This window comes from Microbacterium sp. RD1, from assembly GCF_052220165.1.
Lineage (GTDB): Bacteria > Actinomycetota > Actinomycetes > Actinomycetales > Microbacteriaceae > Microbacterium.
In genome coordinates this window covers 1,506,254-1,532,593 of record NZ_JBQPOL010000001.1, presented here as the reverse complement: position 1 = coordinate 1,532,593, position 26,340 = coordinate 1,506,254, and the positions used below count along the sequence as shown (strand labels likewise).

The 26,340-nt window shown below is 70.3% G+C and carries 24 protein-coding genes; 14 read left to right on the top strand and 10 right to left on the bottom strand.

The window, feature by feature from the left end:
* The first annotated feature begins 138 nt into the window (after nt 1–138).
* The 4 genes from ACTU3I_RS07440 to ACTU3I_RS07425 are packed head-to-tail and all read left to right on the top strand — an operon-like array spanning nt 139 to nt 4,479.
* Nucleotides 139–1,437 (top strand): sugar ABC transporter substrate-binding protein, encoded by a 1,299-nt coding sequence (locus tag ACTU3I_RS07440; protein ID WP_442925023.1) that lies wholly within the window; start codon nt 139–141, stop codon nt 1,435–1,437.
* Nucleotides 1,438–1,447: 10 nt separating this feature from the next.
* A complete protein-coding gene (locus ACTU3I_RS07435) occupies nt 1,448–2,383 on the top strand; it encodes a carbohydrate ABC transporter permease (RefSeq protein ID WP_442925022.1) in 936 nt (311 codons plus the stop codon).
* Between the two features lies 1 nt (nt 2,384).
* Nucleotides 2,385–3,275: a carbohydrate ABC transporter permease gene (locus ACTU3I_RS07430; protein ID WP_442925021.1), complete on the top strand. Its 891-nt coding sequence runs from the start codon at nt 2,385–2,387 to the stop codon at nt 3,273–3,275.
* Nucleotides 3,276–3,324: 49 nt separating this feature from the next.
* Nucleotides 3,325–4,479, top strand: a complete 1,155-nt coding sequence (locus tag ACTU3I_RS07425; RefSeq protein WP_442925020.1) for a glycoside hydrolase family 1 protein — start codon at nt 3,325–3,327, stop codon at nt 4,477–4,479.
* A 194-nt stretch (nt 4,480–4,673) separates the two neighbouring features.
* Here the strand turns inward: ACTU3I_RS07425 and ACTU3I_RS07420 are convergent, their stop codons facing one another.
* The 4 genes from ACTU3I_RS07420 to ACTU3I_RS07405 all read right to left on the bottom strand — a co-directional run bounded on the left by ACTU3I_RS07420 (nt 4,674) and on the right by ACTU3I_RS07405 (nt 10,096).
* Nucleotides 4,674–5,987 (bottom strand): M18 family aminopeptidase, encoded by a 1,314-nt coding sequence (locus tag ACTU3I_RS07420; protein ID WP_442925019.1) that lies wholly within the window; start codon nt 5,985–5,987, stop codon nt 4,674–4,676.
* A 27-nt stretch (nt 5,988–6,014) separates the two neighbouring features.
* On the bottom strand, nt 6,015–6,623 hold the full coding sequence (locus tag ACTU3I_RS07415; protein ID WP_442925018.1) for a TetR/AcrR family transcriptional regulator: 609 nt from the start codon (nt 6,621–6,623) through the stop codon (nt 6,015–6,017).
* A gap of 84 nt (nt 6,624–6,707) precedes the next feature.
* A complete protein-coding gene (locus ACTU3I_RS07410) occupies nt 6,708–8,303 on the bottom strand; it encodes a glucoamylase family protein (RefSeq protein ID WP_442925017.1) in 1,596 nt (531 codons plus the stop codon).
* Nucleotides 8,304–8,617: 314 nt separating this feature from the next.
* Nucleotides 8,618–10,096 carry a helix-turn-helix domain-containing protein gene (locus tag ACTU3I_RS07405; protein WP_442925016.1) on the bottom strand — a complete coding sequence of 493 codons (1,479 nt, stop codon included), beginning with the start codon at nt 10,094–10,096 and terminating at the stop codon, nt 8,618–8,620.
* Between the two features lie 141 nt (nt 10,097–10,237).
* Here ACTU3I_RS07405 and aceB point away from each other — a divergent pair, with 141 nt between their 5' ends.
* The 5 genes from aceB to ACTU3I_RS07380 all read left to right on the top strand — a co-directional run bounded on the left by aceB (nt 10,238) and on the right by ACTU3I_RS07380 (nt 15,706).
* A complete protein-coding gene (gene aceB, locus ACTU3I_RS07400; RefSeq protein WP_442925015.1) occupies nt 10,238–11,872 on the top strand; it encodes a malate synthase A in 1,635 nt (544 codons plus the stop codon).
* A gap of 25 nt (nt 11,873–11,897) precedes the next feature.
* Nucleotides 11,898–13,493 carry an isocitrate lyase gene (locus tag ACTU3I_RS07395; RefSeq protein ID WP_442925014.1) on the top strand — a complete coding sequence of 532 codons (1,596 nt, stop codon included), beginning with the start codon at nt 11,898–11,900 and terminating at the stop codon, nt 13,491–13,493.
* Nucleotides 13,494–13,732: 239 nt separating this feature from the next.
* Nucleotides 13,733–14,065 (top strand): YciI family protein, encoded by a 333-nt coding sequence (locus ACTU3I_RS07390; RefSeq protein WP_442925013.1) that lies wholly within the window; start codon nt 13,733–13,735, stop codon nt 14,063–14,065.
* 49 nt (nt 14,066–14,114) lie between these two features.
* Nucleotides 14,115–14,456: a hypothetical protein gene (locus ACTU3I_RS07385; RefSeq protein WP_442925012.1), complete on the top strand. Its 342-nt coding sequence runs from the start codon at nt 14,115–14,117 to the stop codon at nt 14,454–14,456.
* 50 nt (nt 14,457–14,506) lie between these two features.
* On the top strand, nt 14,507–15,706 hold the full coding sequence (locus tag ACTU3I_RS07380; protein ID WP_442925011.1) for a pyridoxal phosphate-dependent aminotransferase: 1,200 nt from the start codon (nt 14,507–14,509) through the stop codon (nt 15,704–15,706).
* 64 nt (nt 15,707–15,770) lie between these two features.
* Here ACTU3I_RS07380 and ACTU3I_RS07375 read toward each other — a convergent pair whose 3' ends face one another.
* From ACTU3I_RS07375 to ACTU3I_RS07350, 6 genes are all read right to left on the bottom strand, one after another.
* Nucleotides 15,771–17,159 carry an SPFH domain-containing protein gene (locus ACTU3I_RS07375; RefSeq protein WP_442925010.1) on the bottom strand — a complete coding sequence of 463 codons (1,389 nt, stop codon included), beginning with the start codon at nt 17,157–17,159 and terminating at the stop codon, nt 15,771–15,773.
* Between the two features lie 75 nt (nt 17,160–17,234).
* The gene (locus tag ACTU3I_RS07370; RefSeq protein ID WP_442925009.1) at nt 17,235–18,371 is read right to left on the bottom strand and encodes a UDP-N-acetylmuramate dehydrogenase; all 1,137 of its coding nucleotides are present in this window, start codon (nt 18,369–18,371) and stop codon (nt 17,235–17,237) included.
* Between the two features lie 3 nt (nt 18,372–18,374).
* Nucleotides 18,375–18,773, bottom strand: coding sequence for a MaoC/PaaZ C-terminal domain-containing protein (locus ACTU3I_RS07365; RefSeq protein ID WP_442925008.1), 399 nt, complete (start codon nt 18,771–18,773; stop codon nt 18,375–18,377).
* Entirely contained in the window at nt 18,770–19,216 is a 447-nt protein-coding gene (locus ACTU3I_RS07360) for an FAS1-like dehydratase domain-containing protein (protein WP_442925007.1), read from the bottom strand. Before ACTU3I_RS07360 ends, ACTU3I_RS07365 begins: the two co-directional genes overlap by 4 nt.
* Before the next feature lie 37 nt (nt 19,217–19,253).
* Nucleotides 19,254–20,048 carry a sulfite exporter TauE/SafE family protein gene (locus ACTU3I_RS07355; RefSeq protein WP_442925006.1) on the bottom strand — a complete coding sequence of 265 codons (795 nt, stop codon included), beginning with the start codon at nt 20,046–20,048 and terminating at the stop codon, nt 19,254–19,256.
* 10 nt (nt 20,049–20,058) lie between these two features.
* Complete coding sequence (locus ACTU3I_RS07350) at nt 20,059–20,931, bottom strand: DUF2510 domain-containing protein (protein ID WP_442925005.1); 873 nt, start codon at nt 20,929–20,931, stop codon at nt 20,059–20,061.
* Here ACTU3I_RS07350 and ACTU3I_RS07345 point away from each other — a divergent pair.
* From ACTU3I_RS07345 to ACTU3I_RS07325, 5 genes are all read left to right on the top strand, one after another.
* Nucleotides 20,910–21,680, top strand: coding sequence for an NADPH-dependent F420 reductase (locus ACTU3I_RS07345; RefSeq protein ID WP_442925309.1), 771 nt, complete (start codon nt 20,910–20,912; stop codon nt 21,678–21,680). The two genes, ACTU3I_RS07350 and ACTU3I_RS07345, sit on opposite strands and share 22 nt — an antisense overlap.
* 242 nt (nt 21,681–21,922) lie before the next feature.
* Nucleotides 21,923–23,179, top strand: a complete 1,257-nt coding sequence (locus ACTU3I_RS07340; RefSeq protein ID WP_442925004.1) for an aminotransferase class V-fold PLP-dependent enzyme — start codon at nt 21,923–21,925, stop codon at nt 23,177–23,179.
* The gene (sufU, locus tag ACTU3I_RS07335) at nt 23,176–23,607 is read left to right on the top strand and encodes a Fe-S cluster assembly sulfur transfer protein SufU (protein WP_442925003.1); all 432 of its coding nucleotides are present in this window, start codon (nt 23,176–23,178) and stop codon (nt 23,605–23,607) included. The genes ACTU3I_RS07340 and sufU overlap by 4 nt, the downstream gene beginning before the upstream one ends.
* A gap of 164 nt (nt 23,608–23,771) precedes the next feature.
* Nucleotides 23,772–25,109, top strand: a complete 1,338-nt coding sequence (locus ACTU3I_RS07330; protein WP_442925002.1) for a cystathionine beta-synthase — start codon at nt 23,772–23,774, stop codon at nt 25,107–25,109.
* Nucleotides 25,106–26,266 (top strand): cystathionine gamma-synthase, encoded by a 1,161-nt coding sequence (locus tag ACTU3I_RS07325; RefSeq protein WP_442925001.1) that lies wholly within the window; start codon nt 25,106–25,108, stop codon nt 26,264–26,266. Before ACTU3I_RS07330 ends, ACTU3I_RS07325 begins: the two co-directional genes overlap by 4 nt.
* The last annotated feature ends 74 nt before the right edge of the window (nt 26,267–26,340 follow it).

Below are 26,340 nucleotides of genomic sequence, written 5' to 3'. Positions count from 1 at the left end.
CCCTCGCGTACGAGATCGCTCAAAACCTTCCACCTGTTCAGTTTTTGGAGTATCGTCACTGTCGCGTACTCCCCCCGGGTGCGTTTTCGGAAGGCAGCGACGCCGCTCCGGCGTCACCGAAGACGGAGGCCAGATCCCATGACCATTCGCATGCAGCACCGCTCCGCGCGCTGGCTCACCGCCGGCGCCGTGCTCGCGATCGGCGCGCTCGCCCTCACGTCCTGCGGGCGCAACGACGGCGGCGGCGGCTCCGGGCCGCAGTCCGGCGACGCGATCGACGACTCCCCCGCCGGCGGCACCGTCGAGGTGTGGGCCATGGGCAACGAGGGCGAGGTGCTCGACCAGCTGGCCGAGCGATTCGAGGAAGACAACCCTGACGTCGACATCGAAGTGACCGCGGTGCCGTGGGAGAGTGCCCACGACCGCATCGCCACCGCCATCGCCGGCGGCGAGACGCCGGATGTCACGATGCTGGGGTCGACCTGGGTGGGTGAGTTCGCCTCCACGGGCGCGTTCGAGCCGACCCCCGACGGCCTCGTCGACGAGTCGAGCTTCTTCGAGGGCTCATGGCAGACCTCGGTCGTGGACGACGTCGCGTACGGCGTGCCGTGGTATGTCGACACGCGGGTGCTCTACTACCGCACCGATCTCGCCGAGGCAGCCGGCGTGGAGCCGCCCGCCACGTGGGACGAGTACACCGCTTTCGCGCAGGGTCTTCAGAGCGCCGGCGCGCAGTGGGGCGTCTCGCTCCCTCCCGGCGGCTTCGACTCGTGGCAGTACGTCACCCCGCTGGCGTGGCAGGCCGGCGGAGACATCCTGAACGAGGACGGCACCGAGTTCACCTTCGACACCCCGGAGTGGGAGGAGGCCTTCACCTTCTACTCCAGCTTCTTCGAGCAGGGGATCTCCGAACCGGTGCGACTGGAGACAGGGGAGATCGAGCAGGAGTTCATCGACGGCAACGTCGGCGCGTTCTTCAGCGGCCCGTTCCACGTGAGTCTCCTGCAGGAGCAGGGCGGCCCGGAGTTCGCCGACAAGTTCGGCGTCGCGATGGTGCCCGGAGACGCCAGCCGCACGAGCTTCACAGGCGGCGGCAATCTCGCCGTGTTCGAAGACACCGACAACCGCGACGCGTCGTGGAAGTTCGTGCGATGGCTCAGCCAGCCCGAGACCCAGGTGGCGTGGTACGACATCTCCACGGATCTGCCGAGCGTGCAGGAGGCATGGGATGACCCGACATTCGCCGAGGATCCGTACCTGAGCGTCTTCGGCGACCAGCTGCAGGACTCGAAGGCTCCCCCGGCGATCCCCACGTGGGCGCAGGTGTCGAGCGTCATCGACCAGGAGCTGGAGAAGGTCACGCGCGGCGACACCACGCCGCAGGAGGCCGTCGCGACGATCCAGCAGCAGGCCGACTCGATCGGCACCGGCCAGTAGGTCGCATCCGATGACCGCCGTCACCGCACCGGCTCCGCCGCGCGCGCCGGCCCCCCGAGCGGGGGCCGCGCGGCGCAGCCGAAAGAGGACGCTCACGGCGTGGCTGTTCGCCGCCCCGTTCGTCATCCTGTTCCTGGTCTTCATGGCGGGTCCGATCATCGCCTCGTTCGCGATGAGCTTCACCGACCTCACCACGCGCGACCTGCAGACGCCCTTCAACGTCGATTTCGTCGGCCTCGCCAACTACGCGCGCCTGTTCGAAGACCCGAGATTCCTGCGCTCTCTGCTCAACACACTGGTGTTCGTGATCGCCGGGGTCCCGCTCACGATGGCCCTCGCCCTCCTGGTCGCGCTCGCGCTCGACAAGGGAATCACCCGCATCCGCACGGTGTTCCGGGTCGGCTACTACGCCCCCGTCGTCACGAGCATCGTCGCGATCGCGATCGTGTGGCGGTTCATCCTGCAACCGGATGGCCTTCTCAACGGCTTCCTGGCGATCTTCGGCATCGACGGACCCAACTGGCTCGAATCGACGACGTGGGCGCTGCCCTCGCTCATCGCGATGGCGGTGTGGCGCAACATCGGCACGCTCATGGTGATCTTCCTGGCAGGCCTGCAGACCGTGCCGCGGGAGCACCACGAGGCGGCGATGGTCGACGGCGCGAACGCGTTCCAGCGCTTCGGCAGCATCACGCTGCCGGCGCTGCGGCCCACGCTGCTCTTCGCCGCCGTGATCACCGGCATCGGCTTCCTCCAGTTCTTCGAGGAGCCCTACGTCATGACGCAGGGCGGACCACTGGATGCCACCCTCTCCACCGCGATGTACACGTTCGACCAGTTCGGCTTCGGGAACTACGCCTACGCCTCGGCGGCCAGCTACGTGCTCTTCCTGGCGATCGTGGCGCTCTCGCTCATCCAGTTCCGCCTGCTCGGACGGAGGGACTGACATGACCACGCTCTCGCAGAACCCGGTCGCCGTGACCGGAACGCCCGAGGCACCCCGTCGGCGGCGGAGCCCGCTGGCCGGGCGCCCGCGCTGGTGGCTCTACGTCGTGCTGGCGGTGGGCCTCGTCGTCATGATCATGCCGTTCGTCTGGATGCTCCTCGGATCGTTCAAGACGGATGCCGAGATCCGCCAGAACCCGACGCAGTTCCTCCCGAGCGATCCGACGCTCGACAACTACACGACGCTGTTCGGACGCCTGGACTTCGCGACGTTCTTCTTCAACAGCATCGTCGTGGCCGTCTTCGTCACGCTCGGCAACATCGTGTTCTCCTCGATGGTGGGCTACGCGCTGGCGAAGCTGGAGTTCCGCGGCAAGAAGCTGCTCTTCGCCCTCGTGCTGGCGACCCTCATGGTGCCGGGCGTCGTGACGTTCGTCCCCCTGTTCGTCCTGACCGCCAACCTCGGACTCGTCAACAGCTATCCGGGCCTCATCCTGCCGTTCCTCATCACCCCCGTCGGCGTGTTCCTCATGCGCCAGTTCATCTCCGGACTCCCCGACGAGCTGCTCGAGGCCGCCCGCATCGACGGCGCCGGAGAGTGGCGCATCTTCCTGCGCGTCGTCATGCCGCTGTGCGGGCCCGCCGTCGCGACGCTCACGATCCTCACGTTCCTCGGCAGCTGGAACAACTTCCTCTGGCCGCTCGTGGTGGCCACCACCGAGGACATGTACACCCTGCCGGTCGCCCTCGCCCTGTACTCGGTGGGCCAGAACGCCGCCCGGTACGGCCTGATGATGGCCGGCGCGGTGGTGGTGGTCGTGCCGGTGCTGGCGATCTTCGTGATCCTGCAGCGCTACTTCGTGCAGGGCATCGCGCTGACCGGCATCAAATGACCCTCGGCCCGCGCACCGCGGCATCCGCTTCCTGGAAGGACCTCCCCGCATGACCTTTCCCCCCGGCTTCCTGTGGGGCGCCTCCACCGCCGCGCACCAGATCGAGGGCGGCAACGTCAACTCCGACTGGTGGCAGCGCGAGTGGGGCCACCTCGCCGGCGCCCCGGTCGAGGAGCCCTCGGGTGACGCCGCCGACAGTTACCACCGGTATCGCGAGGACATGGACCTGCTCGCCCGGGCCGGGCTCACCTCGTATCGCTTCAGCATCGAGTGGGCCCGCATCCAGCCCGAACGCGGCTATGTCTCGCGCGCCGCGATCGAGCACTACCGCCGGATGGTGGCGGCGGCGCGGGAGCGCGGGCTCGAGCCCATGGTGACCCTTCATCACTTCACGAACCCGGTGTGGTTCACGCGCGACGGCGGATGGCACCGCGACGCCGCCGTGGACGAGTTCCGCCGCTACGTCGAGGCGGCGCTGCCGGTGCTCGAGGACGTGCGGCTGGTGTGCACCGTCAACGAGCCGAACATGGTGTCGGTGCTGGCCGACCCCGACGTCGGCTTCCCCTCCGTCGGCCTGCCGCCCGGCGTTCCCGCGGTGACCGACCGCCTGATCGCCGCGCACCGCGGCGCCGTCGAGCTCGTACGCGGGGCGGGCGGTCAGGCAGGGTGGACCGTGGCGACGCAGGCCTACCAGCCGGAGCCGGGCGCCGAAGACGTCGCGGCGGAGTACGGCGCATCACGCGAGGACGTCTTCCTCGACGCGGCCTCCGGCGACGACTGGGTGGGCGTGCAGGCATACACCCGCACGAGGATCGGCACCGCCGGCCCGCTCCCGATCCCCGACGACGCCGAGCGCACGCTCACCGGGTGGGAGTACTACCCGGCGGCCGTGGGCGACGGCATCCGCAACGCGTGGCGGCGCGCCGGCGTCCCGGTGTACGTCACCGAGAACGGCATCGCGACGGCCGATGACGAGCGACGGATCGCGTACACGACAGGCGCCCTGCAGGCCGTCGAGGCGTGCCTCGCGGAGGGGGTCGACGTGCGCGGCTACCTCCACTGGAGCGCGCTCGACAACTACGAGTGGGGAAGCTACCGGCCGACGTTCGGCCTCATCGCGTGGGATCGCGAGACCTTCGCCCGCGCGCCGAAGCCGAGCCTCGCGTGGCTCGGGTCGGTCGCGCGCCGCAACGCCCTCCCCTGATTCGCCCGCCCGCTCGAAGCCGAGGTTGGCCCGTGTCCGCGCCTGTTCCCGGGCCGTACTCAGTCTCAGTGACCCGGGTCCGACGCCGCATCCGTGGAAAGTCACAGCTCTGCGACGCCGCGCTACTCGCCCAGACTGAGTACGGCACGCGCCGGCGCTCGGCGTCCGGAGCGGGCCCGGCGACATCCGGCAGCTCAGGAGCGGAAGTACGCCTCGGCGACGCGGGCGAGCGACCACAGGTCGGCGACGCCGGCGAGCTCGCGGGCGGAGTGCATCGACAGGATCGGGATGCCGACGTCGACCGTGCGGATCCCCAGGCGCGTCGCCGTGATCGGTCCGATGGTCGAGCCGCAGGGGACGGCGTTGTTCGAGACGAACTCCTGCGACGCCACGCCGGCGGCGGCGCACCATCCGTTCCACGCCGCCGCACCCACCGCGTCCGTCGCGTAGCGCTGGTTGGCGTTGATCTTGAGGATCGGCCCCTCCCCGAGCCGCGGCTGCACGACAGGGTCGTGCTTCTCGGGATAGTTCGGATGCACCGCGTGCCCGACGTCGCTGGAGACGCACCAGCTCGCCGCGAACGCGCGGAGCTGCTGCTCGCGGTCGGCACCGAGCGCGAGCCGGATGCGCTCGAGCACGTCGGCGAGGAAGGGCCCCGCCGCACCCGAACGCGTGCCCGACCCGACCTCCTCGTGGTCGAACACCGCCAGCATCGCGATGTGGTCGGCGTCGTATCCGTCGGCGGCCGCGGTGAGCGCGCCGGCCCCCGCGTGCACCGAGGCGAGGTCGTCGAGCCGGCCGGCCGCGAAGAACACGTCGTCCCGCCCGAACACCGCGCCGCGGGCTGCGTCGGCGGTGACCACGTCGTAGCCGCGGATGCGGGCGGCGTCGACGCCCGCCGCATCCGCGAGCTCGGCGAGAAGATCTGCCGAATCGGCCTCGCCGAGCCCCCACACCGGCTGCGTGTGGCCCTGCCGGTCCAGGGCGAGCCGGTCGTTCACCTCGCGGTCGAGATGGATGGCTAGCTGCGGCAGACGCAGGAGCGCACCGGAGGCCGCGAGCACCTCCGAGCCGTCATCGAGCACGAGCCGCCCGGCCAGGCGCAGCTCACGATCCAGCCACGAGTTCAGCAGCGGGCCGCCGTAGATCTCCACACCGGCCTGCAACCAGCCGAGCCGGCCGGTGGTCGGCCGCGGCTTGAGTTTGAAGCCAGGCGAGTCGCTGTGCGCGCCGAAGATGCGCACCCCGGTGGCAGCTGTCGCCCCGCCGGGGACGATCCACGCGAGCACGGCCCCGTCGCGCACCACGACGAACCGCCCGCCGGGCTGATCCGGCCAGGGTTCGTCTTCGCGGAGCGCTGTGAAGCCGGCATCCGCGAGCCGTCGCGCGACCTCGGCGGCGGCGTGGAAGCTGGACGGGGACGACGCGACGAAATCAGCGAGGTCGTCGGCGTGGGCGAGCGCATCGGCCGCATGGGGCACGGGCACCTCCGGGTCTCGGGCGTGCATCCGATGGTAGTTCGCCGGCGGGGCGCGTCAGCCGCGCCGCGGAGCGACCAGATAGCCGCGGACGAACTCGGCGAAGATCGCGGTCATGTTCACCGAGTCGTCGAGGAGCCACTGCTGCTGGAGCCCGTCCATGACGGCCCCGATGAGGCGGGCCGCGGCATCCGGGTCGATGTCGGCGCGGATCTCCCCCGCCTCCTGCCCCGCGCGCAGCAGCGCGGCCGAGGCGGCGGCCGTCGAGCGGTAGCGCTCGGCGAACTCGTCGTGGGACGGATGCTGGGGGTCGGTGGCCTCCGCCGAGACCGTCGTGTACAGCGATGTGAGGCCGCGGGTGGACTGGTTGTACGCGACCACCTTGGTCGCCTGCTCGACGAGGGTGTGCTCGGCGGGGTCGCCGGCGGCCGCGCGCACCCGTTCGTCGCGCTGGCGGAGCACCTCGGCGAAGAGCTCCTCCTTGCTCGCGAAGTGGTGGAGGAGGCCCGCGGGGGTGAGCCCCACGCGCTTGGCGACCTCGCGAAGCGACCCGCTCGTGAACCCCGATCGTGCGAAGACGACGACGGCCTCCTCCACGATCTGCTGCCGCCGGGCCTGGCCTTTCGCGTAGCTGCCGCGCCGCGGGCGCTCGGGGTTCGTGCTCACGTCCGCCTCCTCGCTCCCATCCTTCCCGACTTGCGTGAATCGGCTGCTATTCGCGCCGCGATAGCAGCCGATTCACGCAAGACGTCAGTGGCCGGGGCCGCGCCCCCACGCCGAGCCGAACACCTGCTGTGCGATCGCGGGCCGGAGGTTGCGCTCCATGGCGTCGTCGACCACGTACGCCTTGAGGGAGTCGCCGGTCAGCTCGTTGCCGATCGCCGCGAGGATCATCGATTGATCCAGCGACAGGTATCGCTTCGCGATCGTGCCGCTGCCCGTGGCCACAGCGTCGTAGAACCCTCCCGGGCCGTAGGCGCCGAGCTTCTTCTCGATGTTGCGCAGGTTCTTCAGCGCGCCTCGCGTGTCGTACGGCAGCGCGAGGAAGGACGCGTGCGGCGTGACGACGCCGTCCCCGAACTCGGGATCGGGGTTCGCGCCCTCGGCGCATCCGGGGCGATCGATGTCGACATCGGTCTTCTCGCGGTCGGAGCCGTAGCCGTCCGAGCGCATGCCCGCGAGGTCGACGCCGTACTCGGCGTACCCGCCGAAAGGATCGCTCGCCGGCGAGAAGCCCCAGTATCCGTACCCGGCGTCCTTCAGGCCGTGCTTCTCCTGCACGGCGACGGTGATCGGGTGGTTCACTCCCCACGACGTCGGACCCCACTGCGCCTCGGGGATGAAGAGATCGGGCATGAGCGCTTCGAACATGCTGCCGCCCCAGCTCGGGACGAACCGCATGCCGTCGTAGGAATACGTCCCCTCGTAGACGCTGACGCCGTCGTACGAGCGGGTCTCGCCCTCGGGGAGCTGCTCCTGCCAGGCCCAATCGCATCCGGCCGGCATCGTGCGATGGGTTCCGTAGAGTCCGGTCGCGGGGATCGTGCCGTCGGCGACGGCGAGGTATGTCGCGATACGACTCTCGCTCACTGTCGTGTCGTAGTGGTGGCATGTGTAGAACGCCGTCGCACCGGAGCCGTTGTACATCGGGGCTTCGACGGCGCAGCCGTCGCCCGGCGGCTCCTCCCAGAAGCCACCGCGGTTCGTGCCGGCGGGGAGGCCTGCCGCGCCGGCGGGATCGAAGAACGCGGAGAAGTGCATCCCGGCGTACAGGGCCTGTGCGCGATCGGCGAGGGCGGGCTCCGCCTCGCGCACCGCTCGAAGGCCGACGGCGAGCCATCCGTTGTCCACCGTCGAGAGGAACGGATGCACGACGTCGCCGCTCTCCGGCCACGTCGTCAGCTTCGCCCCCGTGTCGGGGTCGTACCAGTTGTAGAACATGCCGCTGGCGGCATTGCGCTCGAGGGTCTCGAGCGTGGCGAGGGTCGCGGTCATCCGCTCGCGCGCCTCGTCGGTGCCGATGATGCCCAGATCCCGCGCGGTGATCGTGGACCAGAGGTAGCCGCCGATGTTCGTGGGCGACGTGTACGCGGATGCGGTGTCCTCGGCGAGGTCCCCGCCGATGTTGTCGGCGGGAAGCCCGGTCTCGTCATCGGTCATGGCGGCCATCGACGCCCACGTGTCGGCGGCGTACCGCTCGAGCGTGGACGTCGCGTGCCCCGGATGGGGGTCGCCCCCGCCTCCGGGATGACCCTGACCCGCGACGGCGGGCGAGGCGGCGATCACTCCGGTGACGAGCACGGCGGCTGTCAGCGGGGCGGCGAGGCGTGCGGCGATGCGTTTCATGGCTCTCCTCATCGAAAGCGCTCCGGGGGGACGGAGCATCGCTTAAAACCTTACACACGATAGGTTTTCGCACAACCCTCCCCGCGGTCCGCGGCTGCCGCGCCGCGCTCGGGTGGCAGGAACGGCCGCATCCTCCCCCGTCATCCGACCCCGCCTGCCACTCCGAAACCCGCCAGCGCGGCTCCGGTGTCACTCCGCGCCGGAATCCGCGCCGTGATGCGGCCGCAGCTGGCACCTCGAACCTTGCGGCGCGCCGGCGCGCGGGTGCGGCGGCTCAGCGTCCGATGCATCCGGAGTGTTGTCCACCCCGGCCGTCAGCGGGGGGCGTGCGCGTCGAGGAACTCGTACACCTCGGTCGTGTCGACGCCCGGGAAGGCGCCGGTCGGGAGGGTGGCGAGGAGCGTTCGCGGCGTACGGACATTCGGCCACGCGTAATCGCGCCACGCCGACTCCAGCTCCTGCGGCGCGCGGCGGCAGCACACCTCCACCGAGTGCTTCGAGACGCCCCGGTTCGGGGTGTCCCGGCCGAGGAACCACTTGGTGTCATCGAAGCGCACACCCACGCTCACGGAGTGGGCGCCCTCGCTGGAGTTCTCCACGCGCGCCGTGCACCAGTACGTCCCGTTTCCGGTGTCGGTGTACTGGTAGTACGGGTTGAAGCGGTCGTCGACGTCGAAGACGACGCGGCTCGTCCACCGGCGGCAGCACAACTGGCCCTCGATGGATCCGAGCTGGTCGGTCGGGAAGTTCACATCGTCGTTCTCGTAGGCCTTCGTGATCGTCCCGGACTCGTGCACCTTGAGGAAGTGCACCGGGATGCCGAGGTGCACGGTCGAGAGGTTCGTGAAGCGGTGCGCGGCAGTCTCGTAGGAGACCGAGTACGCGTCGCGCAGGTCTTCGATGCTGATCGCCCGCGCGTCCTTGGCGTCGGAGAGGAAGGTGACCGCCGACTCCTCGGGGATCATCAGGGCACCGGTGAGGTAGTTCGTCTCGACGCGCTGCCGGAGGAACTCCGCGTAGCTGGTCGGCTCGCTGTGCCCGAGGATCCGGCTCGACAGCGCCTGCAGCACGGCCGTCCTCGGGTCTCCCTTCGCCGTCACGCGGCTGGAGAGGTACAGCCGGCCGTTGCGGATGTCGGCGACGCTGCGCGTGGTCTGCGGAAGGTCGGGCACGTAGTGCAGCGTGAAGCCGAGATGCCCGGCGATGTCGCTCGCGGTGCGCTGAGTGAGCGGACCGCCGGGATGCCCGACGGCGGCGAGGATGTCGCGCGCGCTCTTCTCGAGGTCGGGGAAATAGTTGTCCTGCGTGCGCATGAGGCGCCGCAGCGCCACGTTCGCCCGTCGCGCCTCCTCGGGCGTCGCCGACCGCTCGTCCCGCAGCCGGTCGATCTCGCCCTGCAGCGCCAGCAGCGACCGGAGCACCTCGTCGGGCACCGACTTGCCCACGCGGAACGGGGCGATGCCCAGCGACTGGAAGGTCTGCCCCCGCATCGCCCGCTCGAGCGCGATCTCCATGGTCGCCCGTTCGTTCAGCGGCTCGGACGCGAGCAGGGCGTCAAGGCTCGTCCCTAGAGCGCGCGCGATCGCCTGCAGCATCGACAGCTTGGCCTCGCGGCGCCCGTTCTCGATCATCGACAGCTGGCTCGGGGCGCGCTGCACGGCGGCGGCGAGGTCGTCGAGGGTCATGCCGCGCTCGGCGCGGAGCTGACGGATGCGACGGCCGATGGTGAGAGGGTCCACCTCTTCATCGTCGGGAAGGTCCGCCTCTTCGGGTACGCGCACGACGGTGGTCATGTCGCGATTCTGTCACGAACGCAGAAGTTTGCGAAAACTTCACACGAGAAATGTCCAGTCGCGCCCCCGAACTTCACGGATGGTTGGTTCTACCACCCCACGGGACGCAGCTTCGTCCCCGGCAGAGAGAAGGAGACCGCCATGACGATCCAGGCCCCCACCGCCGCGCCGATCTCGGTCACCGCCGCACTCGGCGAGCGGTACGGCGAGATCCTCACCCCGGAGGCGCTCGCCTTCGTGGCCGAACTGCACGCCCGCTTCGGTGGTCGCCGTCAGGACCGCCTCGCCGACCGCCTGCGTCGCCGGTTCGAGATCGGCAATGGACACGACCCGCGTTTCCGCGACGACACGCGACACATCCGCGAAGACGACACGTGGCGTGTCGCCGGCGCCGGCCCGGGGCTGGAAGACCGCCGCGTGGAGATCACCGGCCCGACCGACCCGAAGATGACCATCAACGCGCTCAACTCCGGCGCGAAGGTCTGGCTCGCCGACCAGGAGGATGCCACCTCACCGACCTGGCAGAACGTCATCGGCGGTCAGCTGTCGTTGTTCGACGCCATCCGCGGGCAGCTGGAGTACTCCAGCCCCGAGGGCAAGAGCTACCGCGTCACGGCGGAGCACACGCCGACGATCGTGATGCGCCCGCGCGGATGGCATCTCACCGAGAAGCACATCGAGTACACCGATCGCGCGGGGCGGCGGATGGCCGCATCCGGCTCGCTGGTGGACTTCGGTCTGTACTTCTTCCACAACGCGCAGCAGCTCATCGACAGCGGGCGCGGTCCGTACTTCTACCTGCCGAAGATCGAGTCCAGCGAAGAGGCCAAGCTCTGGGACGACGTCTTCACCTTCAGCGAGGAGTACATCGGGATCCCCTTCGGCACCATCCGCGCGACGGTGCTCATCGAGACGCTTCCCGCCGCCTTCGAGATGGAGGAGATCCTCTTCGAGCTGCGCAACCACGCCGCGGGCCTGAACGCCGGGCGCTGGGACTACATCTTCTCGATCATCAAGAACTACCGCGGCCGCGGGGCGCGCTTCGTGCTGCCCGACCGCAGCGAGGTCACGATGACGGTGCCGTTCATGCGCGCTTACACCGAGCTGCTGGTGCAGACGTGCCACCGGCGAGGCGCCTTCGCGATCGGCGGGATGAGCGCCTTCATCCCCAATCGCCGCGACCCCGAGGTGACCGAGCGCGCCTTCGAGAAGGTCGCCGCCGACAAGCGACGCGAGGCCGGAGACGGCTTCGACGGCACCTGGGTGGCGCACCCCGACCTGATCCCGATCGCCGCCGCGGAGTTCGACGCCGTGCTCGGCGAGCGTCCGAACCAGATCGACCGGCAGAGTGACACCTCGTCGGAGCTCGGCGCCAGCGAGGACGCCATCGCGCGTCAGCTGCTGAACGTGCACATCGGCCTGCCGATCACGGCCGCAGGGGTCCACGGCAACGTCGCCGTCGCCATCCGCTACATCGAGGCATGGCTGCGCGGCCAGGGCGCCGTCGCGATCGACAACCTCATGGAGGATGCGGCGACCGCCGAGATCTCGCGGTCGCAGATCTGGCAGTGGATCCACCAGGACCGCGCCACGGACGACGGCACCCCGATCACCCGCGAGTACGTCGAGGGCCTGGTGGACCGGGTGCTCGGCGAGGCGACCCGCCACGATGGCGATCGCTTCGACGACGCCGCGGAGGTGTTCCGGGAGGTGGCGCTGCGGGAGCAGTTCCCGGCCTTCCTGACCTCCCCCGCGTACGCCCGCTACTTCGACTGACCTGAACCGAAACGCAAGGAGAGACATGACAACCTACGACGACGACATCCAGGCCGTCCGCGCGCTGAAGGAGCAGTACGGCTCGAGCTGGGACGCCATCAACCCCGAGTACGTCGCCCGGATGCGCGCGCAGAACCGGTTCAAGACGGGCCTCGAGATCGCCCAGTACACGGCGGACATCATGCGGCGTGACATGGCGGAGTACGACGAGGACTCCTCGGTCTACACCCAGTCGCTCGGCGTGTGGCACGGCTTCATCGGACAGCAGAAGCTCATCTCGATCAAGAAGCACCTCAAGACAACGAACAAGCGCTACCTCTACCTGTCCGGCTGGATGGTGGCGGCGCTGCGTTCGGAGTTCGGTCCGCTGCCCGACCAGTCGATGCACGAGAAGACCTCCGTCCCCGCCCTCATCGAGGAGCTCTACACGTTCCTCCGCCAGGCCGACACCCGCGAGCTCGATCTGCTGTTCACCCAGCTCGACGACGCCCGCCGCGCCGGTGACGAGACCGCGGTCGAGTTCATCCAGTCGCAGATCGACAACCACGAGACCCACGTGGTGCCGATCATCGCCGACATCGACGCCGGCTTCGGAAACCCCGAGGCGACGTACCTCCTCGCCAAGAAGATGATCGAGGCCGGCGCCTGCGCCATCCAGATCGAGAACCAGGTCTCCGACGAGAAGCAGTGCGGCCACCAGGACGGCAAGGTCACGGTTCCGCACGAGGACTTCATCGCGAAGCTCAACGCCGTCCGCTACGCCTTCCTCGAGCTCGGCATCGACAACGGCATCATCGTCGCGCGCACCGACTCGCTCGGGGCCGGCCTCACCCAGAAGCTGGCGGTCTCCAGCGAGCCCGGCGACCTCGGCGACCAGTACAACGCGTTCCTCGACGTCGACGAGATCTCCGAGTCCGAGCTCAGCAACGGCGACGTGGTCATCCGGCGCGAGGGCAAGCTCCTGCGCCCGAAGCGCCTCGCCAGCAACCTGTACCAGTTCCGTGCCGGCTCGGGCGAGGACCGCGTCGTGCTCGACTGCATCACGTCGCTGCGCAACGGTGCCGACCTGCTGTGGATCGAGACCGAGAAGCCGCACGTGGAGCAGATCGCCGGCATGGTCGACCGCATCCGCGAGGAGATCCCGAACGCGAAGCTCGTCTACAACAACAGCCCGTCGTTCAACTGGACGCTCAACTTCCGTCAGCAGGCGTACGACCTGCTGGTGGAGCAGGGCGCGGATGTCTCGGGCTACGACCGCGCGAACCTCATGAGCGTGGACTACGACGGCTCCGAGCTGGCGCAGCTGGCTGACGAGAAGATCCGCACGTTCCAGCGGGACGGCTCGGCGCGTGCCGGGATCTTCCACCACCTCATCACGCTGCCCACGTACCACACCGCGGCGCTGTCGACCGATGACCTCGCGAAGGGGTACTTCGGCGACGACGGCATGCTCGCATACGTGAAGGGCGTCCAGCGCCGCGAGATCCGCGAGGGCATCGCCACCGTCAAGCACCAGAACATGGCGGGAAGCGACATCGGCGACAACCACAAGGAGTACTTCGCCGGCGACGCCGCACTCAAGGCGGGCGGCAAGGACAACACGATGAACCAGTTCGGCTGAGTTTCTCCCGACGGATGCCCCGAGCGCTCTGGCGCGCGGGGCATCCGTGCGTCATCCGCCGGCCGCGTCGCGCGAACGCCGCCTGCGCAACTCCTCAAGAATCGGCGGGCGGGCAGCGGATTCGTCCCCGACGGGCACCTCGGCACCCGAATGTGAGGAGTTCTGCACGAATTGTCGATCCGCCGGCACGTCGCACGACGTCCTTACGTAACGTCGCTTCGACGAAGGGAAGTGCTGTGATGAAATTCCTGATGCTGGTGGTCGCCGACCCCGACAACGACGGCGCCGAGACGCCTCCGCTCTCGATCGAGGAGTGGGGCGCCGAGGTCGATCGTCGCGACGCCTGGCGCGAGGGCGATCGGCTGCAGCCGCCGACCGGCGCCCGCACGGTGCGGCGCCGGGGTGGACGCCTCCTCGTCACCGACGGGCCGTTCGCCGAGACGCACGAGTGGATCGCGGGGTTCGACGTCCTGGAGTGCCGCGACCTCGACGAGGCGGTGGGCCTTGCTGCGCAGCATCCGATGGCCACCCATGGCGCCATCGAGGTGCGGCCCTTCTGGCCGCTGACCTGACGGCTCCTTCGCGCCGTATGCCAAGGTGGTCGGGAGCGGAAGGAAGGCGATGGCCTACACACTCCCGTCGGCGGCACCGCGCACCCGCCGACCCGTCGACGTCCTGGGCATCGTCGCCGTCTGCGTCGCCGGGATCGTGCTCCTCCCCGCCCTCGCGATCTTCCTCATCGGGCTCATCCCCGAGATGAACGCCCTGTGGTGGCTCGGGATCGTCTTCATCCCGCTTCTCGCGATCACGGGTGCCGTCGTGGTGGTGCTCGGCGGGGTCGGTATCGGCGTCGCGGTGAGGCGGCGCGGTCGCTGGGTGCTCTCGGTCGTCGCGGTGGTCCTCGGCGTGCTGATGCTGATGCCGCTGACGCTGCTGTGGCTCAGCTCACTTGCGGTGGGCTGAGCCCGAAACACGCCCGGCCTCGCCGGTGCTCCGCCGGTAGGCTCGTTCCCGTGACCTCTCGCGCTCCGCTCTCCCGCAAGCTCTCCGCGATCGCCGAGTCGGCGACCCTCAAGGTCGATGCCAAGGCCAAGTCCCTGCAGGCCGCCGGGCGGCCCGTCATCTCCTATGCGGCGGGTGAGCCCGACTTCGCGACCCCGCAGTTCATCGTGGATGCTGCCGCCGAGGCGCTGCGCGACCCCGCGAACTTCCGCTACACCCCCGCCGCCGGGCTCCCGGTGCTGCGGGAGGCGATCGCCGCCAAGACGCTGCGCGACTCCGGCCTCGAGGTCGCGCCGTCGCAGATCATCGTCACGAACGGCGGCAAGCAGGCCGTGTACCAGGCGTTCCAGGCCGTGGTGAACCCCGGCGACGAGGTGCTCCTGCCGGCGCCCTACTGGACCACCTACCCCGAAGCCATCCGTCTGGCCGACGGCACGCCCGTCGAGGTCTTCGCCGGAGCGGACCAGGGTTACAAGGTGACGGTCGACCAGCTCGAGGCTGCGCGCACCGACCGCACCACGACGCTGGTGTTCGTTTCGCCCTCCAACCCCACCGGCGCCGTGTACACACCCGAGGAGACGCGGGAGATCGGGCGCTGGGCGCTCGAGAACGGCATTTGGGTCATCACCGATGAGATCTACCAGAACCTGGTCTACGAGGGCGCGCGCGCGGTGTCGATCGTCGAGGCGGTGCCCGAGCTGGCGGAGCAGACGATCCTCGTCAACGGCGTCGCCAAGACATACGCCATGACCGGATGGCGCGTGGGCTGGATGGTCGGCCCCACCGATGCCATCAAGGTCGCGGCCAACCTGCAGTCGCATCTGTCGAGCAACGTCAACAACATCGCCCAGCGCGCGGCCCTGACAGCCCTGAGCGGGCCGCAGGACGAGGCCGAGCAGTTCCGCCTCGCCTTCGACCGCCGCCGGCGTCTCATCGTGTCGGAGCTCGCCAAGATTCCGGGCGTGGAGGTGCCGAATCCGCTCGGGGCGTTCTACGTCTATCCGGATGTCACGGGCCTGCTCGGCCGCGAATGGCGTGGCCAGACTCCCACGACCACGCTCGAGCTCGCCGACCTCATCCTCGACGAGGCCGAGGTCGCCGTCGTGCCGGGTGAAGCATTCGGTCCGAGCGGCTACCTTCGCCTGTCGTACGCGCTCGGGGACGACCAGCTTCTCGAGGGCGTGCAGCGCCTGCAGTCCCTCTTCACCTGATCGAGTCGCCAATAAACGTCGAGTTTCGACGCATTTTCCGACATTTCCTGGCGAGTCGAGCGACTCACTCCGTGTCCGCGGCCTGATCCGCCGGCGCGGCGGGGGGAGCGCCGTTGCGGGCTGTCGCGTCCGCGAAGGCCTCGCCGATCGCGCGACCCTGGATGATCGCGCTGAGGTCGATGCCGGTCGCCGCGCGCACGGCCTCGAACGTCGAGCGCATCCCCGTCGCCGATTCCGCGGCGAGATGTCCGCTCGCGCCCTCGCCGCCGAGCACCGTGACCGAGCCCACGCGATCGAACCCCTTTGCGAACTCCGCCATCATCGGCACGAGCGCCTCGAGGGCACGCTGCGCGAGGAGCGCCTCCTGGTTCTGCGCGAGCGCCTCCGCTTCGGCGCGGATGGCAGTGGCCCGCGCCTCACCGGCGAGGCGGATGGCATCGGCGTCGGCCTCCGCCCGAAGACGCACCGCCGTCGCCTCCTGGGCGGCGATCTGCGCGCGGGCTTCGGCATCCTTGATGTCGGCGTAGGCGTCGGCGTCGGCATCCTTCTGTCGCTGGTACAGATCGGCGTCCGCCACCCGGCTGACCTCGGACTCGAGCCGTGCCTGGGTGTTCTGCGCCTCCTGCACGAGCACCGCCTGCTGGCGCTCCGCGCGGGCGAGGGCCTCGGCCTGCTCCGCCTCGGCGTTCGCACGCCCGACCTCGGCCTTGGCAGCGGCGGTGTTCTTGTCGAGCGCTGTCTGCTCGATGAGGTTGGCCTCGTCGGTGGCGATCTGACGCGCGCGGATCTCACGCTCCGCATTGATGCGCGCCACTTCGGCTTCGCGTCGCACCCGCTCGACCTCGGTCGCGCCGAGCGCGGAGATGTATCCGTTGGTGTCGGTGATCCCCTGGATCTGGAACGAGTCGAGGATGAGTCCCTGGCTCGACAGGTCCGCCTTGATCCCCTCCGCGATCTGGTCCGACAACCGCTGCCGGTCGCGCATGAGCTCCTCGACCGTCAAGGTGGCCACGACGCCGCGGAGCGCACCCTCGAGCTGCTCGGTGGTGAACTGCTCGATCGCCTTGTCCTGTGAGGCGAAGCGCTCCGCCGCCCGGCGCACCGACTCGGGGTCGGATCCGATCTTCACCAGCGCCACACCGCTGACATTCACCGTGACGCCGTTGGACGACTGCGCGGTCGGCTCCATCTTGATCTGCCGGGCCCGCAGCGAGATCATCTCCGCGCGCTGCGTGAGCGGGTTGACGATCGCTCCGCCGCCCGTGATCACGGTGATACGCGAATCCCCGGCCGCGCTCTTCTGCCGCTTTCCGACGATGACCAGCGCCTCGTCGGCCTTGGCCACGCGGTACCACGCGCGGATGAGGATCAGCACGATGATGAGGACGACGATCGCGGCGCCGACGCCGAGCAGCACCAGCAGTCCGACGGCTCCGAGGGCGGCGATGTCCATGGGCTCTCCTTCGATGGGCGCGGCAGCGCGACGGCGGAACCCCCACCCTATCGAGTGCCGGCGAACGCGCCGGAGCTACAGCTCGACGCCGAGGAGAACCGGCTCGGGCTGCAGGATGAGACCGAACTCGGCCTGCACGCGTTGCTGGACGAAGCGCGCGAGCTCGGCGAGCTCGGCGGCCGTCGCCCCGCCGCGGTTGGTGAGGGCGAGCGTGTGCTTCGTGGAGATGCCCGCGCGCGACCGCGGCAACCGGAAACCCTTGCCGATGCCGGCGTGCTCGATGAGCCAGGCCGAGCTGACCTTCACCTCGGCGGCGGCGCTCGAAGGCGGCGGCACGACCCCGTCGAAGGCGGCGAGAGGGATCACGAGCACCGTGTCCACCTCCGGGGCGAGCGACCACCGGGGGCACTCGGCGGGGAGCGTGCGGGCGAACGCCTCCGACACGATGGCGTTCTGGAAGAACGACCCCGCACCCCACGTGTCGGCGTCGTCGTCGTCGAGCACCATCCCCTTGCGGCGCCGCGTGGCCAGGACGTGGTCGCGGATCCAGGCGAGGGTCACGGATGCGCCGGCCTCGAGGCCGAGCGCGGTGCGCAGCTGCTCGCCGGCGACCGGGCGTTCTCCGTCGCCGACCTCCTCGAGCTCGAGCGTGACCGACAGGATGACGCCGGAGCGCTGCGCGACGCTGCCGTAGTGCTGCTTGAGCACGGAGGTGCGGAAGCCGAGCCCCAGCTGGTGCGCCGGCACCGTCGAGACCTCGGCGGTGCCCTCGTCGAGCAGCTCGACCTCGACGAGCGTCTGCACGATCTCCTGCCCGTACGCCCCGATGTTCTGCACCGGGGCCGCACCCACCGTGCCGGGGATGCCCGACATCGCCTCGATGCCCGCGAGCCCCTCGGCCACCGTCGCCGCGACGAGCTCATCCCAGTCGTGGCCCGCCTGCACCCGCAGACGCACGGTGCCGGGGCGCGACCCGGGGAGCCGTTCGACTCCCGCTGTCCTCACCAGCACGACGGTGCCGTCGAAGGATTCGTCGCCGACGAAGAGGTTCGATCCGCCGCCCACCACGAGCCACGGCTCGGCCTCGGCCCATAGCGTGCGCAGCGTCGAGACGAGTTCTTCGGCGGAATCCGCGACGATCAGGCGCCGCGGCGCGCCGCCGGTGCGCAACGTCGTCAGCTCGGCGAGGGGGACGGGCGGGATCTCGGTCATGCGTCAGGCCCGCACGCGCACCTGGGCCTTGACCAGCACCGTCGCCTCGGCGAAGGTGACGGTCAGGTCGACGCGAAAGGCGTCGTCCTCGACCGCACCCACCTTCGCCATGACCATGAGATCGGCGCCCGTCTCGGGGTCGACGACGACCGGGCGGGTGAACCGTACGCCGTATTCGAGGATGCGGGCGGGATCGCCGATCGCCTCACCGAGCGTCCCGATCGCGATGCCCATCGTCAGCATGCCGTGGGCGAGGACACCCGGGAGGCCGACGGCCGCGGCGATGTCGTCGCGGTAGTGGATGGGGTTGAAGTCACCGGATGCCCCGGCGTAGCGCACGAGCGATTCCCGGTCCAGATGCACCGAGCGTTCGGCCAGGACGTCCCCGACGGCGACGGTCATGCCGCCTCCCCCACGACGAGAACCGTCGTCGCGGTCACGACGTGCTCGCCGCTCGCGTCGCGGATCTCGGCTTCGCTCGTGACCATGGCGTTGCCGCCGAGCGCGCGGATGCCCGTGACGGCGAGGGTGGCCGTCAGCTCGTCGCCGGCCACGATGGGGCGGGTGTAGCGGAAGCGCTGCTCGCCGTGGATCGTGCGTGACAGCTCGATGCCCGAGTCGGCCTCGGCCAGCAGCTGCTGCAGCGCGAGGTCCTGGATGACCATGGCGAAGGTCGGCGGCGCGACCACATCCGCGTACCCCAGGGCTCTGGCCGCGTCGGGGTCGGTGTGGACGGACGCGGGGGCGAAGACGGCTCGGGCGAACTCGCGTACCTTCTCCCGCCCCACGAGATACGAGGGGGTGGGGGGAAAGACGCGACCGACCAGTTCGGGATTCACGGGCACCGTGTCATCCTATCGGCGCCGATGCGACGCCCCCGGGTCAGCGCTTGCGCCCACGGAGAGCGCGCAGCGCCATCTGCACCGCGATGAACACGAGGAACGCGGCGAAGAGCATGTTGCCCACGAACGGGTTCACGATCGTGGCGAGCCAGGCACCGAGCGCGGTCGTGGTGCAGGCGGCGACGCCGACGAGCACCGCACCGAAGACGTCGACATTTCGCCGGCGCGCGTTGCCGATCGTGCCGGAGATCGCGGTCGGGATCATCATGAGCAGCGACGTGCCCTTGGCGACGAGGTCGCTGGTGCCGAACACCAGCAGGAGCGCCGGGACGACGATGATGCCGCCCCCCACGCCGAGGAGGCCCGCGAGGGTTCCGGTGATGAGCCCGAGGAGGGCCAGTCCGGCACCGGTGATCCACGTCAGCTCGAGCTCGGCATCGCGCGAGGGGATCACCAGGAACAGACTGACGATCACGGCGGCGAGGAAGACGACGAAACCCCACCGCAGGGCGGTCTGCGACACCCGCGGCAGGAGCCAGGTTCCTATCTGTGCGCCGACGACGGCCGTTGCGGCCAGGATGATGGCGGGGATCCATGCCACCGAGCCGCTCAGCGCGTACGAGACGACCCCGACGGTGGCGGTCGGGATGATCGCCGCCAGAGAGGTTCCCGCCGCGCGGCGCTGATCGAATCCGAGGAGGAGGACCAGCAACGGCACGATGACGGTGCCCCCTCCGACACCGAAGAGCCCCGACATGAGGCCGGCGAGCAGCCCGATCCCGATGCACGTCAGAACGAAGCGCGCGCCGCGGCGCGCGGGTACGGCGTCGGTCATGCGGTGCCGGTCACTCGTCGTAGTCGAGCGCGTCGATCACCCACGTGCCGTCGCCCTCGGGGACGAGCACGTACCGGAAGACGTCACGCATCTGTTCGGGCTGGTCGAGCGGCTCGCCCTGTTCGTCGACCAGGTAGAGGTACGTCTCGGTGGTGACCACCTCGATGCGGTCGTCACTGACGGTCTCGACGTCGGTGACCCGCATGTCGTAGTCGTCGGTGGACGAGTCGAACGATTCCGCGTCGTCCTCGAAGCTCGCGCAGTCGGTGAGGCTGATGCTCTCGCGATACGCCGACGTCGTCGATTGCTCGAACGCGTCGCAGTCGCCGTCGCCCCACGCGTCGTCGTACAGTTCGACCGCTTCGACGGCCGCTCGCTGATCGGCGTCCTGGGGGGACGCCGCAGAACTGAACCATCCGATCACGAGTGGGATGAAGATGGCGGCGAGGATGATGATGACGAGGAGGACGCCGCCGAGAACGACCCACAGGATCCACAGCTTGGATTTCGCGGTCGGTGCGGCGGAAGCCGGGTACGCGGACGGATCGGCGGGTGCTCCGCCGGCGGGGCCCGCGGGGGCACCCGGATAGGCCTGCGGGTAGGCAGCCGCTGGGGCTGCCTGCTCGGGCGCCGCGGGCGCGGGCTCCGGCGCAGCGGCGGGCGCCGCGGAGGCGACCTGCTCGGGAGCCGCGGGCTCCGGCGCCGCGGGGGCGACCTGCTCGGCCGGCGGGGGCGTGGGCTCCGGCGCAGCGGCGGGCGCCGCATCCGCCACGGGCGTCGTTCCCGGCGCTGGCGTGTGGACGTGCTCCGTCCACTGCGCGCCATCCCACCAGCGCAGCGCGCCCTGGCCGTCGTCGTACCATCCCGGCGGCGTCGTGGTCATGGCGGTCTCGTTTCGGCTTCGGAGAACGGGTGTTCCCGCGCCTCAGCCTATCGGCGCGGAACGGACATCCCCCAGCATGGAATCCCCGCCGCGCGACGCGCGTTGCAGGCGATATGACGCGAGTAGGGATCATCGGGGCAGGACGAATCGGATCGACGTTGGCGCGCGGGCTCGCCGACCGGGGGTACGACGTCGTGCTCGCCAACTCGCGCGGGCCGCAGACCCTGGCGCGGCTCGCCGCCGAGATCGGCGATCGCGTCACGCCCGGCACGGTTGAAGAAGCCGCCGAGCAGGGCGACTTCGTGATCGTGACGGTGCCGTTGAAGGCCTACCGGGAGATCCCGGCGGCGCCCCTCGCCGGGAAGGTCGTCCTCGACACGAACAACTACTACTTCGAACGCGACGGCCACTTCCCCGAGCTCGACCGCAAGGCGGCGACGACCTCCGGCCTCCTTCAGGAGCACCTGTCCCGGTCGAAGGTCGCGAAGGCCTTCAATCACATCCACAGCGGCGACATCCTCGCCGACGGCACGGCACCGGGCACTCCCGGTCGGCGCGCCCTGGCGACCGCGAGCGATTTCGCCGACGCCGCCGCGGTCGTGACGACCGTGTACGACGAGTTCGGCTACGACACCGTCAACATCGGACCCCTCTCCGAGAGCTGGCGCGTGGAACGCGACCAGCCGGCTTACGGACCGCGCCAGACCAGAGAAGAACTCGAGGCGAACCTGGCGCAGGCCCGGCGCTGAAAGAAATCACGGCCCCCGGCGGCGGAAGCCCTGCGCGCCGGAGGCCGTCTTCCCCGCACCGCCTCTCGAAACGGTGACCCGAACACTGATCCGGGGCGGCTGCTGCGGGGGTCGAACATCAGAAACGTAACCCGGCCGGGAGGCGAACGAATGACTATTGACGCTGCGCATCGCTCTCTGATAGATCGCGCTGCCGCGAAAAGCGGGAGACTGGAAGGCATGCATCCGGGCCAGGAGGAATCATGACACCGCCCAGTTCGACCACTCTCGGCGTCCGCGAGGATTTTCCGTTCCTCGCCGCACGCTCGGGCCAGATCTACCTCGACTCGGGGGCCACCTCGCAGCCGCCGCGCGTCGTCCTCGACGCACAGCGCGACTTCACCGAGACGGCGTACGCCGCGGTGCATCGCGGATCCAGCGCCGCGACCGGCTCGGCCACGGGGGCCTTCGAGCGCGCACGCACCCGGGTGGCGGGCTTCGTGGGAGCGGCCGACGACGAGATCGTCTGGACGGAGAACGCCACGGACGCGCTCAACGTGCTCACGTGGTCGCTCACCGACGCCACCCTCAGCGGGGAGGGTGCCCTCGTCCTCGGCCCGGGGGACGAGATCGTCGTCACGGAGGCGGAGCACCACGCCAACCTCATCCCGTGGCAGCGGCTGGCCGCGCGTACCGGCGCGATCTTGCGGGCCGTGCCGGTGGACGACGCGGGCTTGTGGTCGGTCGACGCGATGGCAGGGGTCGTCACCGAGCGGACCCGCGTGATCGCCTTCGCGCACGTCTCGAACGTCACGGGCTTTATCGCTCCGGTGAGCGACGTCGTCGATCTGGCCGCACGGACGGGGGCGGTGACGGTGCTGGATGCCTGTCAGTCGGCGCCGCACCGACCGCTCGACCTGCACGGTCTCGGCGTCGACTTCGCCGCGTTCTCGGCGCACAAGATGCTGGGCCCGACGGGGATCGGCGTGCTGTACGGCCGCTCGGAGCTGCTCAATGCCCTGCCGCCCGGGCGCACCGGCGGCTCGGCGATCACCTCGGTGACGCTCGAGCGGGCGGAGTTCCTCCCGGCGCCCCACCGCTTCGAGCCCGGCACGCAGCCCGTCGTCCAAGCGGTCGGATTCGGAGCCGCCGTCGATTACCTCGATGCGATCGGCATGAGCGCCGTGGCCGCCGCCGAGCACGAACTCGCGCAGGAGCTCGTCGAGACCGTGTCACGCGTCGACGGCGTGCGCATCCTCGGGCCCGCCGCCGGGGCCGAGCGCGCGGCGCTGGTGAGCTTCGTCGTCGACGGGGTGCACGCGCACGACGTGGGCCAGTTCCTCGACGACCGCGGCATCACCGTGCGCACCGGCCACCACTGCGCGCAGCCGCTGCACCGCAGGCTCGGGGTGCACGCCACGACGCGCGCCAGCGCGTACGTGTACAACGACGCAGCCGACATCGCCGCTCTCGGCGAGGCCCTCGGCGACGTCCGCGCGTTCTTCGGAGCAGACCGATGAGCGATCTGAGCGATCTGTACCGCGAGGTCATCCTCGATCACAGCCGGCGCCCGATCGGCCGCGGAGACGTCTCCGCGGCCGAGGTGACCCACCATGAGCTGAACCCGACGTGCGGCGACGAGGTCACCGTCGGCATCACGCTGTCCCCCGACGGCCGTCTCGAGACGCTCGTGTGGGACGGCCACGGATGCAGCATCTCCACCGCATCCGCATCGGTGCTCACCGATCTGGCCGCCGGCGCCCCCCGCGACGAGGCGATTGCGCTGATCGACGAGTTCCGCGCGCTCCTGCGCGGGGGCGGCGACCTCGAGCCCTCCGAGCGGCTCGGCGACGCGGCGGCGTTCGAGGGTGTCGCGCGCCTGGTCACCCGCGTGAAGTGCGCGATGCTGCCGTGGGTGGCGCTGGAGGCCTGCCTCAAGACGGCGTAGAGCGCCCGTGTCGACGTGCGTCGAGCGGAGTTGCGCGCCACCGCGCCGCCGATATGCTGGGGCGGTGCAGACCTGTCGTTGTTGTCGCTGAGCGCCTCCGCGCCGCCTCCGACGACCCCTGACAGCGCCCGCCTCTCCGCGCGGCCCACCGAAGGAATGCACCCGTGCGCTACGCCTCGAGCGTGACCGACCTCATCGGCAACACCCCCCTCGTCCGCCTGAACCGCGTGACCGAGGGCATCGGCGCCACCGTCCTGGCGAAGATCGAGTTCGTCAACCCCGGCGGATCGTCGAAGGATCGCATCGCCGCCAACATCATCGACGCGGCCGAGCGCGACGGCCACCTGCGCCCCGGCGGCACGATCGTCGAGCCCACCAGCGGCAACACCGGGGTCGGGCTCGCCCTGATCGCCCAGCAGCGCGGGTACCGCTGCGTCTTCGTCGTCCCCGACAAGGTCTCGGACGACAAGCGTGCCGTGCTGCGGGCCTACGGCGCCGAGGTCGTCGTCGCGCCCACCGCCGTCGCCCCCGACGACCCGCGTTCGTACTACAGCGTGTCGCGCCGCATCGTCGCCGAGACGCCGGGGGCGTTCCTGCCCAACCAGTACGACAACCCGAACGGCCCGCGCAGCCACTACGAGACGACCGGCCCCGAGATCTGGCGCGACACCGGGGGCGAGGTCACGCACTTCGTCGCCGGGGTCGGCACCGGCGGCACGATCAGCGGGACGGGGCGGTACCTCGCAGAGGTGTCGGACAAAGCGGTGCGCGTCGTCGGCATCGACCCGCTCGGCTCGATCTACTCCGGCGGCACCGGCCGCCCCTACTTCGTCGAGGGCGTCGGCGAGGACTTCTGGCCGCAGGCCTACGACCCGTCCGTCGTCGACGAGATCGTCGCGGTCGACGACGCCGAGGCCTTCGCGATGACCCGCCGCCTCGCGCGCGAGGAGGGACTCCTCGTCGGCGGCTCCAGCGGCATGGCAGTCGCCGGGGCGCTGCGCGTCGCGCGCGACCTTCCCGACAGTGCCGTGGTCGTCGTGCTCCTTCCTGACTCCGGACGCGGCTATCTTGCGAAGGTCTTCGACGACGAGTGGATGCTGGCACGCGGGTTCGCCGTCGACGCTCCGCCTCCCGGCCCGACGGTCGCCGACCTGCCGCGGCGCGACCTCGTGCTCCTCTCTCCCGACATGCGGGCCGACGACGCCCGCGCCGTCCTCCGCGACGCCGGGCTCCCCGCCGCACCCGTCGCATCCGCGGAGCAGCCGGTGCTCGGCGAGGTCTCCGGCGCCGCGTTCTCCGACGATCTCGCCGCCGCGGCATCCGATGCGCCGGTGAGCGCGGTGTCGCGCGATCCCCTCCCCCTCGTGGGACTCGGAACGCCCGCGGCGGACGCTCGCTCCGTCGCGGCCCGCACCGGCATCGCGCTGGTCACCGACGCCGGCCGGCCCGTCGCCCTTCTCCTCTCCGCCGATCTGCCCACCTCCGAAGGAGCCCCCTCGTGACCGTCGATCCCACCGTCCTGTCGTTCGACAGCCTCGCCGTCCACGCCGGGCAGGCCGCCGACCCCGGGACGGGGGCGGTCATCCCGCCGCTTCACCTGTCCACCACCTACGTGCAGGACGGCATCGGCACTCTCCGCGCCGGGTACGAATACGGCCGGAGCGGCAACCCGACCCGCACCGCCCTCGAAGAGCAGCTCGCCGCGCTGGAGGGCGGACGCCACGGGCTGTCCTTCGCGTCGGGTCTCGCCGCCGAGGACGCGCTCCTGCGCGCGGTCCTCGCCCCGGGCGACGAGGTGCTCCTCGGCAACGACGTGTACGGCGGCACCTACCGCCTTCTCGCCCGCATCCTCGGGCCGTGGGGCGTGGAGCTGCGCGTGGTGGACATGAGCGACCTCGACGCGGTGGGGGCAGCGATCGCCGAGCGCGCACCCAAGATCCTCTGGGTCGAGACGCCGAGCAACCCGCTCCTGCGCGTCACCGACATCGCGGGGCTCGCGCGCCTCGGTCACGATGCCGGCGCGCTCGTCGTGGTCGACAACACGTTCGCGTCCCCGGCCCTGCAGCGCCCGCTCACGCACGGCGCCGACGTCGTCGTGCACTCCACGACGAAGTACCTCGGTGGCCACTCCGACGTCGTCGGGGGTGCGCTCGTCCTCTCCGACGACGCCCTGGCCAAGAGGGTGCGATTCCTCCAGTTCGCCGCCGGCGCCGTCTCCGGGCCGATGGATGCGTGGCTCACGACCCGCGGCATCAAGACGCTGGGGCTGCGGATGCAGCGGCACAGCGAGAACGCGCAAGCCGTCGCCGAATTCCTCGCCGGGCACGACCGCGTCGCGAAGGTCTACTACCCGGGCCTGCCGCAGCATCCGGGTCACGACATCGCGAAAGCGCAGATGTGGGGATTCGGGGGCATCGTCTCGATCGCCCTCGCCGACGCCGCATCCGCGCGCCGCTTCGCCGAGTCGACGCGGCTGTTCCAGCTGGCCGAGTCGCTGGGCGGCGTCGAGTCGCTGGTGAACTACCCCGACGAGATGACGCACGCGTCGGTGCGCGGCACGGAGCTGGCGGTTCCGGCCGAGGTCGTGCGCCTGTCCGTCGGCATCGAGTCGCTCGCCGATCTGCAGGCCGACCTGGAGCAGGCGCTGACCGCCCTCTGATCCCGCCGCGCTTCGTCTCGTCGCTGCGCTCCTCGCTCAGCGAGGACGGCGCCGGGGGTCCCGGACGTGAGCGA

Bases quoted from the DNA above. Each gene is read 5' to 3' on its own strand.
- ACTU3I_RS07440 (WP_442925023.1), top strand. From the start codon at position 139: ATGACCATTCGCATGCAGCACCGCTCCGCGCGCTGGCTCACCGCCGGC.
- ACTU3I_RS07435 (WP_442925022.1), top strand. From the start codon at position 1,448: ATGACCGCCGTCACCGCACCGGCTCCGCCGCGCGCGCCGGCCCCCCGA.
- ACTU3I_RS07430 (WP_442925021.1), top strand. From the start codon at position 2,385: ATGACCACGCTCTCGCAGAACCCGGTCGCCGTGACCGGAACGCCCGAG.
- ACTU3I_RS07425 (WP_442925020.1), top strand. From the start codon at position 3,325: ATGACCTTTCCCCCCGGCTTCCTGTGGGGCGCCTCCACCGCCGCGCAC.
- ACTU3I_RS07420 (WP_442925019.1), bottom strand. From the start codon at position 5,987: ATGCACGCCCGAGACCCGGAGGTGCCCGTGCCCCATGCGGCCGATGCG.
- ACTU3I_RS07410 (WP_442925017.1), bottom strand. From the start codon at position 8,303: ATGAAACGCATCGCCGCACGCCTCGCCGCCCCGCTGACAGCCGCCGTG.
- ACTU3I_RS07405 (WP_442925016.1), bottom strand. From the start codon at position 10,096: ATGACCACCGTCGTGCGCGTACCCGAAGAGGCGGACCTTCCCGACGAT.
- aceB (WP_442925015.1), top strand. From the start codon at position 10,238: ATGACGATCCAGGCCCCCACCGCCGCGCCGATCTCGGTCACCGCCGCA.
- ACTU3I_RS07395 (WP_442925014.1), top strand. From the start codon at position 11,898: ATGACAACCTACGACGACGACATCCAGGCCGTCCGCGCGCTGAAGGAG.
- ACTU3I_RS07390 (WP_442925013.1), top strand. From the start codon at position 13,733: ATGAAATTCCTGATGCTGGTGGTCGCCGACCCCGACAACGACGGCGCC.
- ACTU3I_RS07385 (WP_442925012.1), top strand. From the start codon at position 14,115: ATGGCCTACACACTCCCGTCGGCGGCACCGCGCACCCGCCGACCCGTC.
- ACTU3I_RS07375 (WP_442925010.1), bottom strand. From the start codon at position 17,159: ATGGACATCGCCGCCCTCGGAGCCGTCGGACTGCTGGTGCTGCTCGGC.
- ACTU3I_RS07370 (WP_442925009.1), bottom strand. From the start codon at position 18,371: ATGACCGAGATCCCGCCCGTCCCCCTCGCCGAGCTGACGACGTTGCGC.
- ACTU3I_RS07365 (WP_442925008.1), bottom strand. From the start codon at position 18,773: ATGACCGTCGCCGTCGGGGACGTCCTGGCCGAACGCTCGGTGCATCTG.
- ACTU3I_RS07355 (WP_442925006.1), bottom strand. From the start codon at position 20,048: ATGACCGACGCCGTACCCGCGCGCCGCGGCGCGCGCTTCGTTCTGACG.
- ACTU3I_RS07350 (WP_442925005.1), bottom strand. From the start codon at position 20,931: ATGACCACGACGCCGCCGGGATGGTACGACGACGGCCAGGGCGCGCTG.
- ACTU3I_RS07340 (WP_442925004.1), top strand. From the start codon at position 21,923: ATGACACCGCCCAGTTCGACCACTCTCGGCGTCCGCGAGGATTTTCCG.
- sufU (WP_442925003.1), top strand. From the start codon at position 23,176: ATGAGCGATCTGAGCGATCTGTACCGCGAGGTCATCCTCGATCACAGC.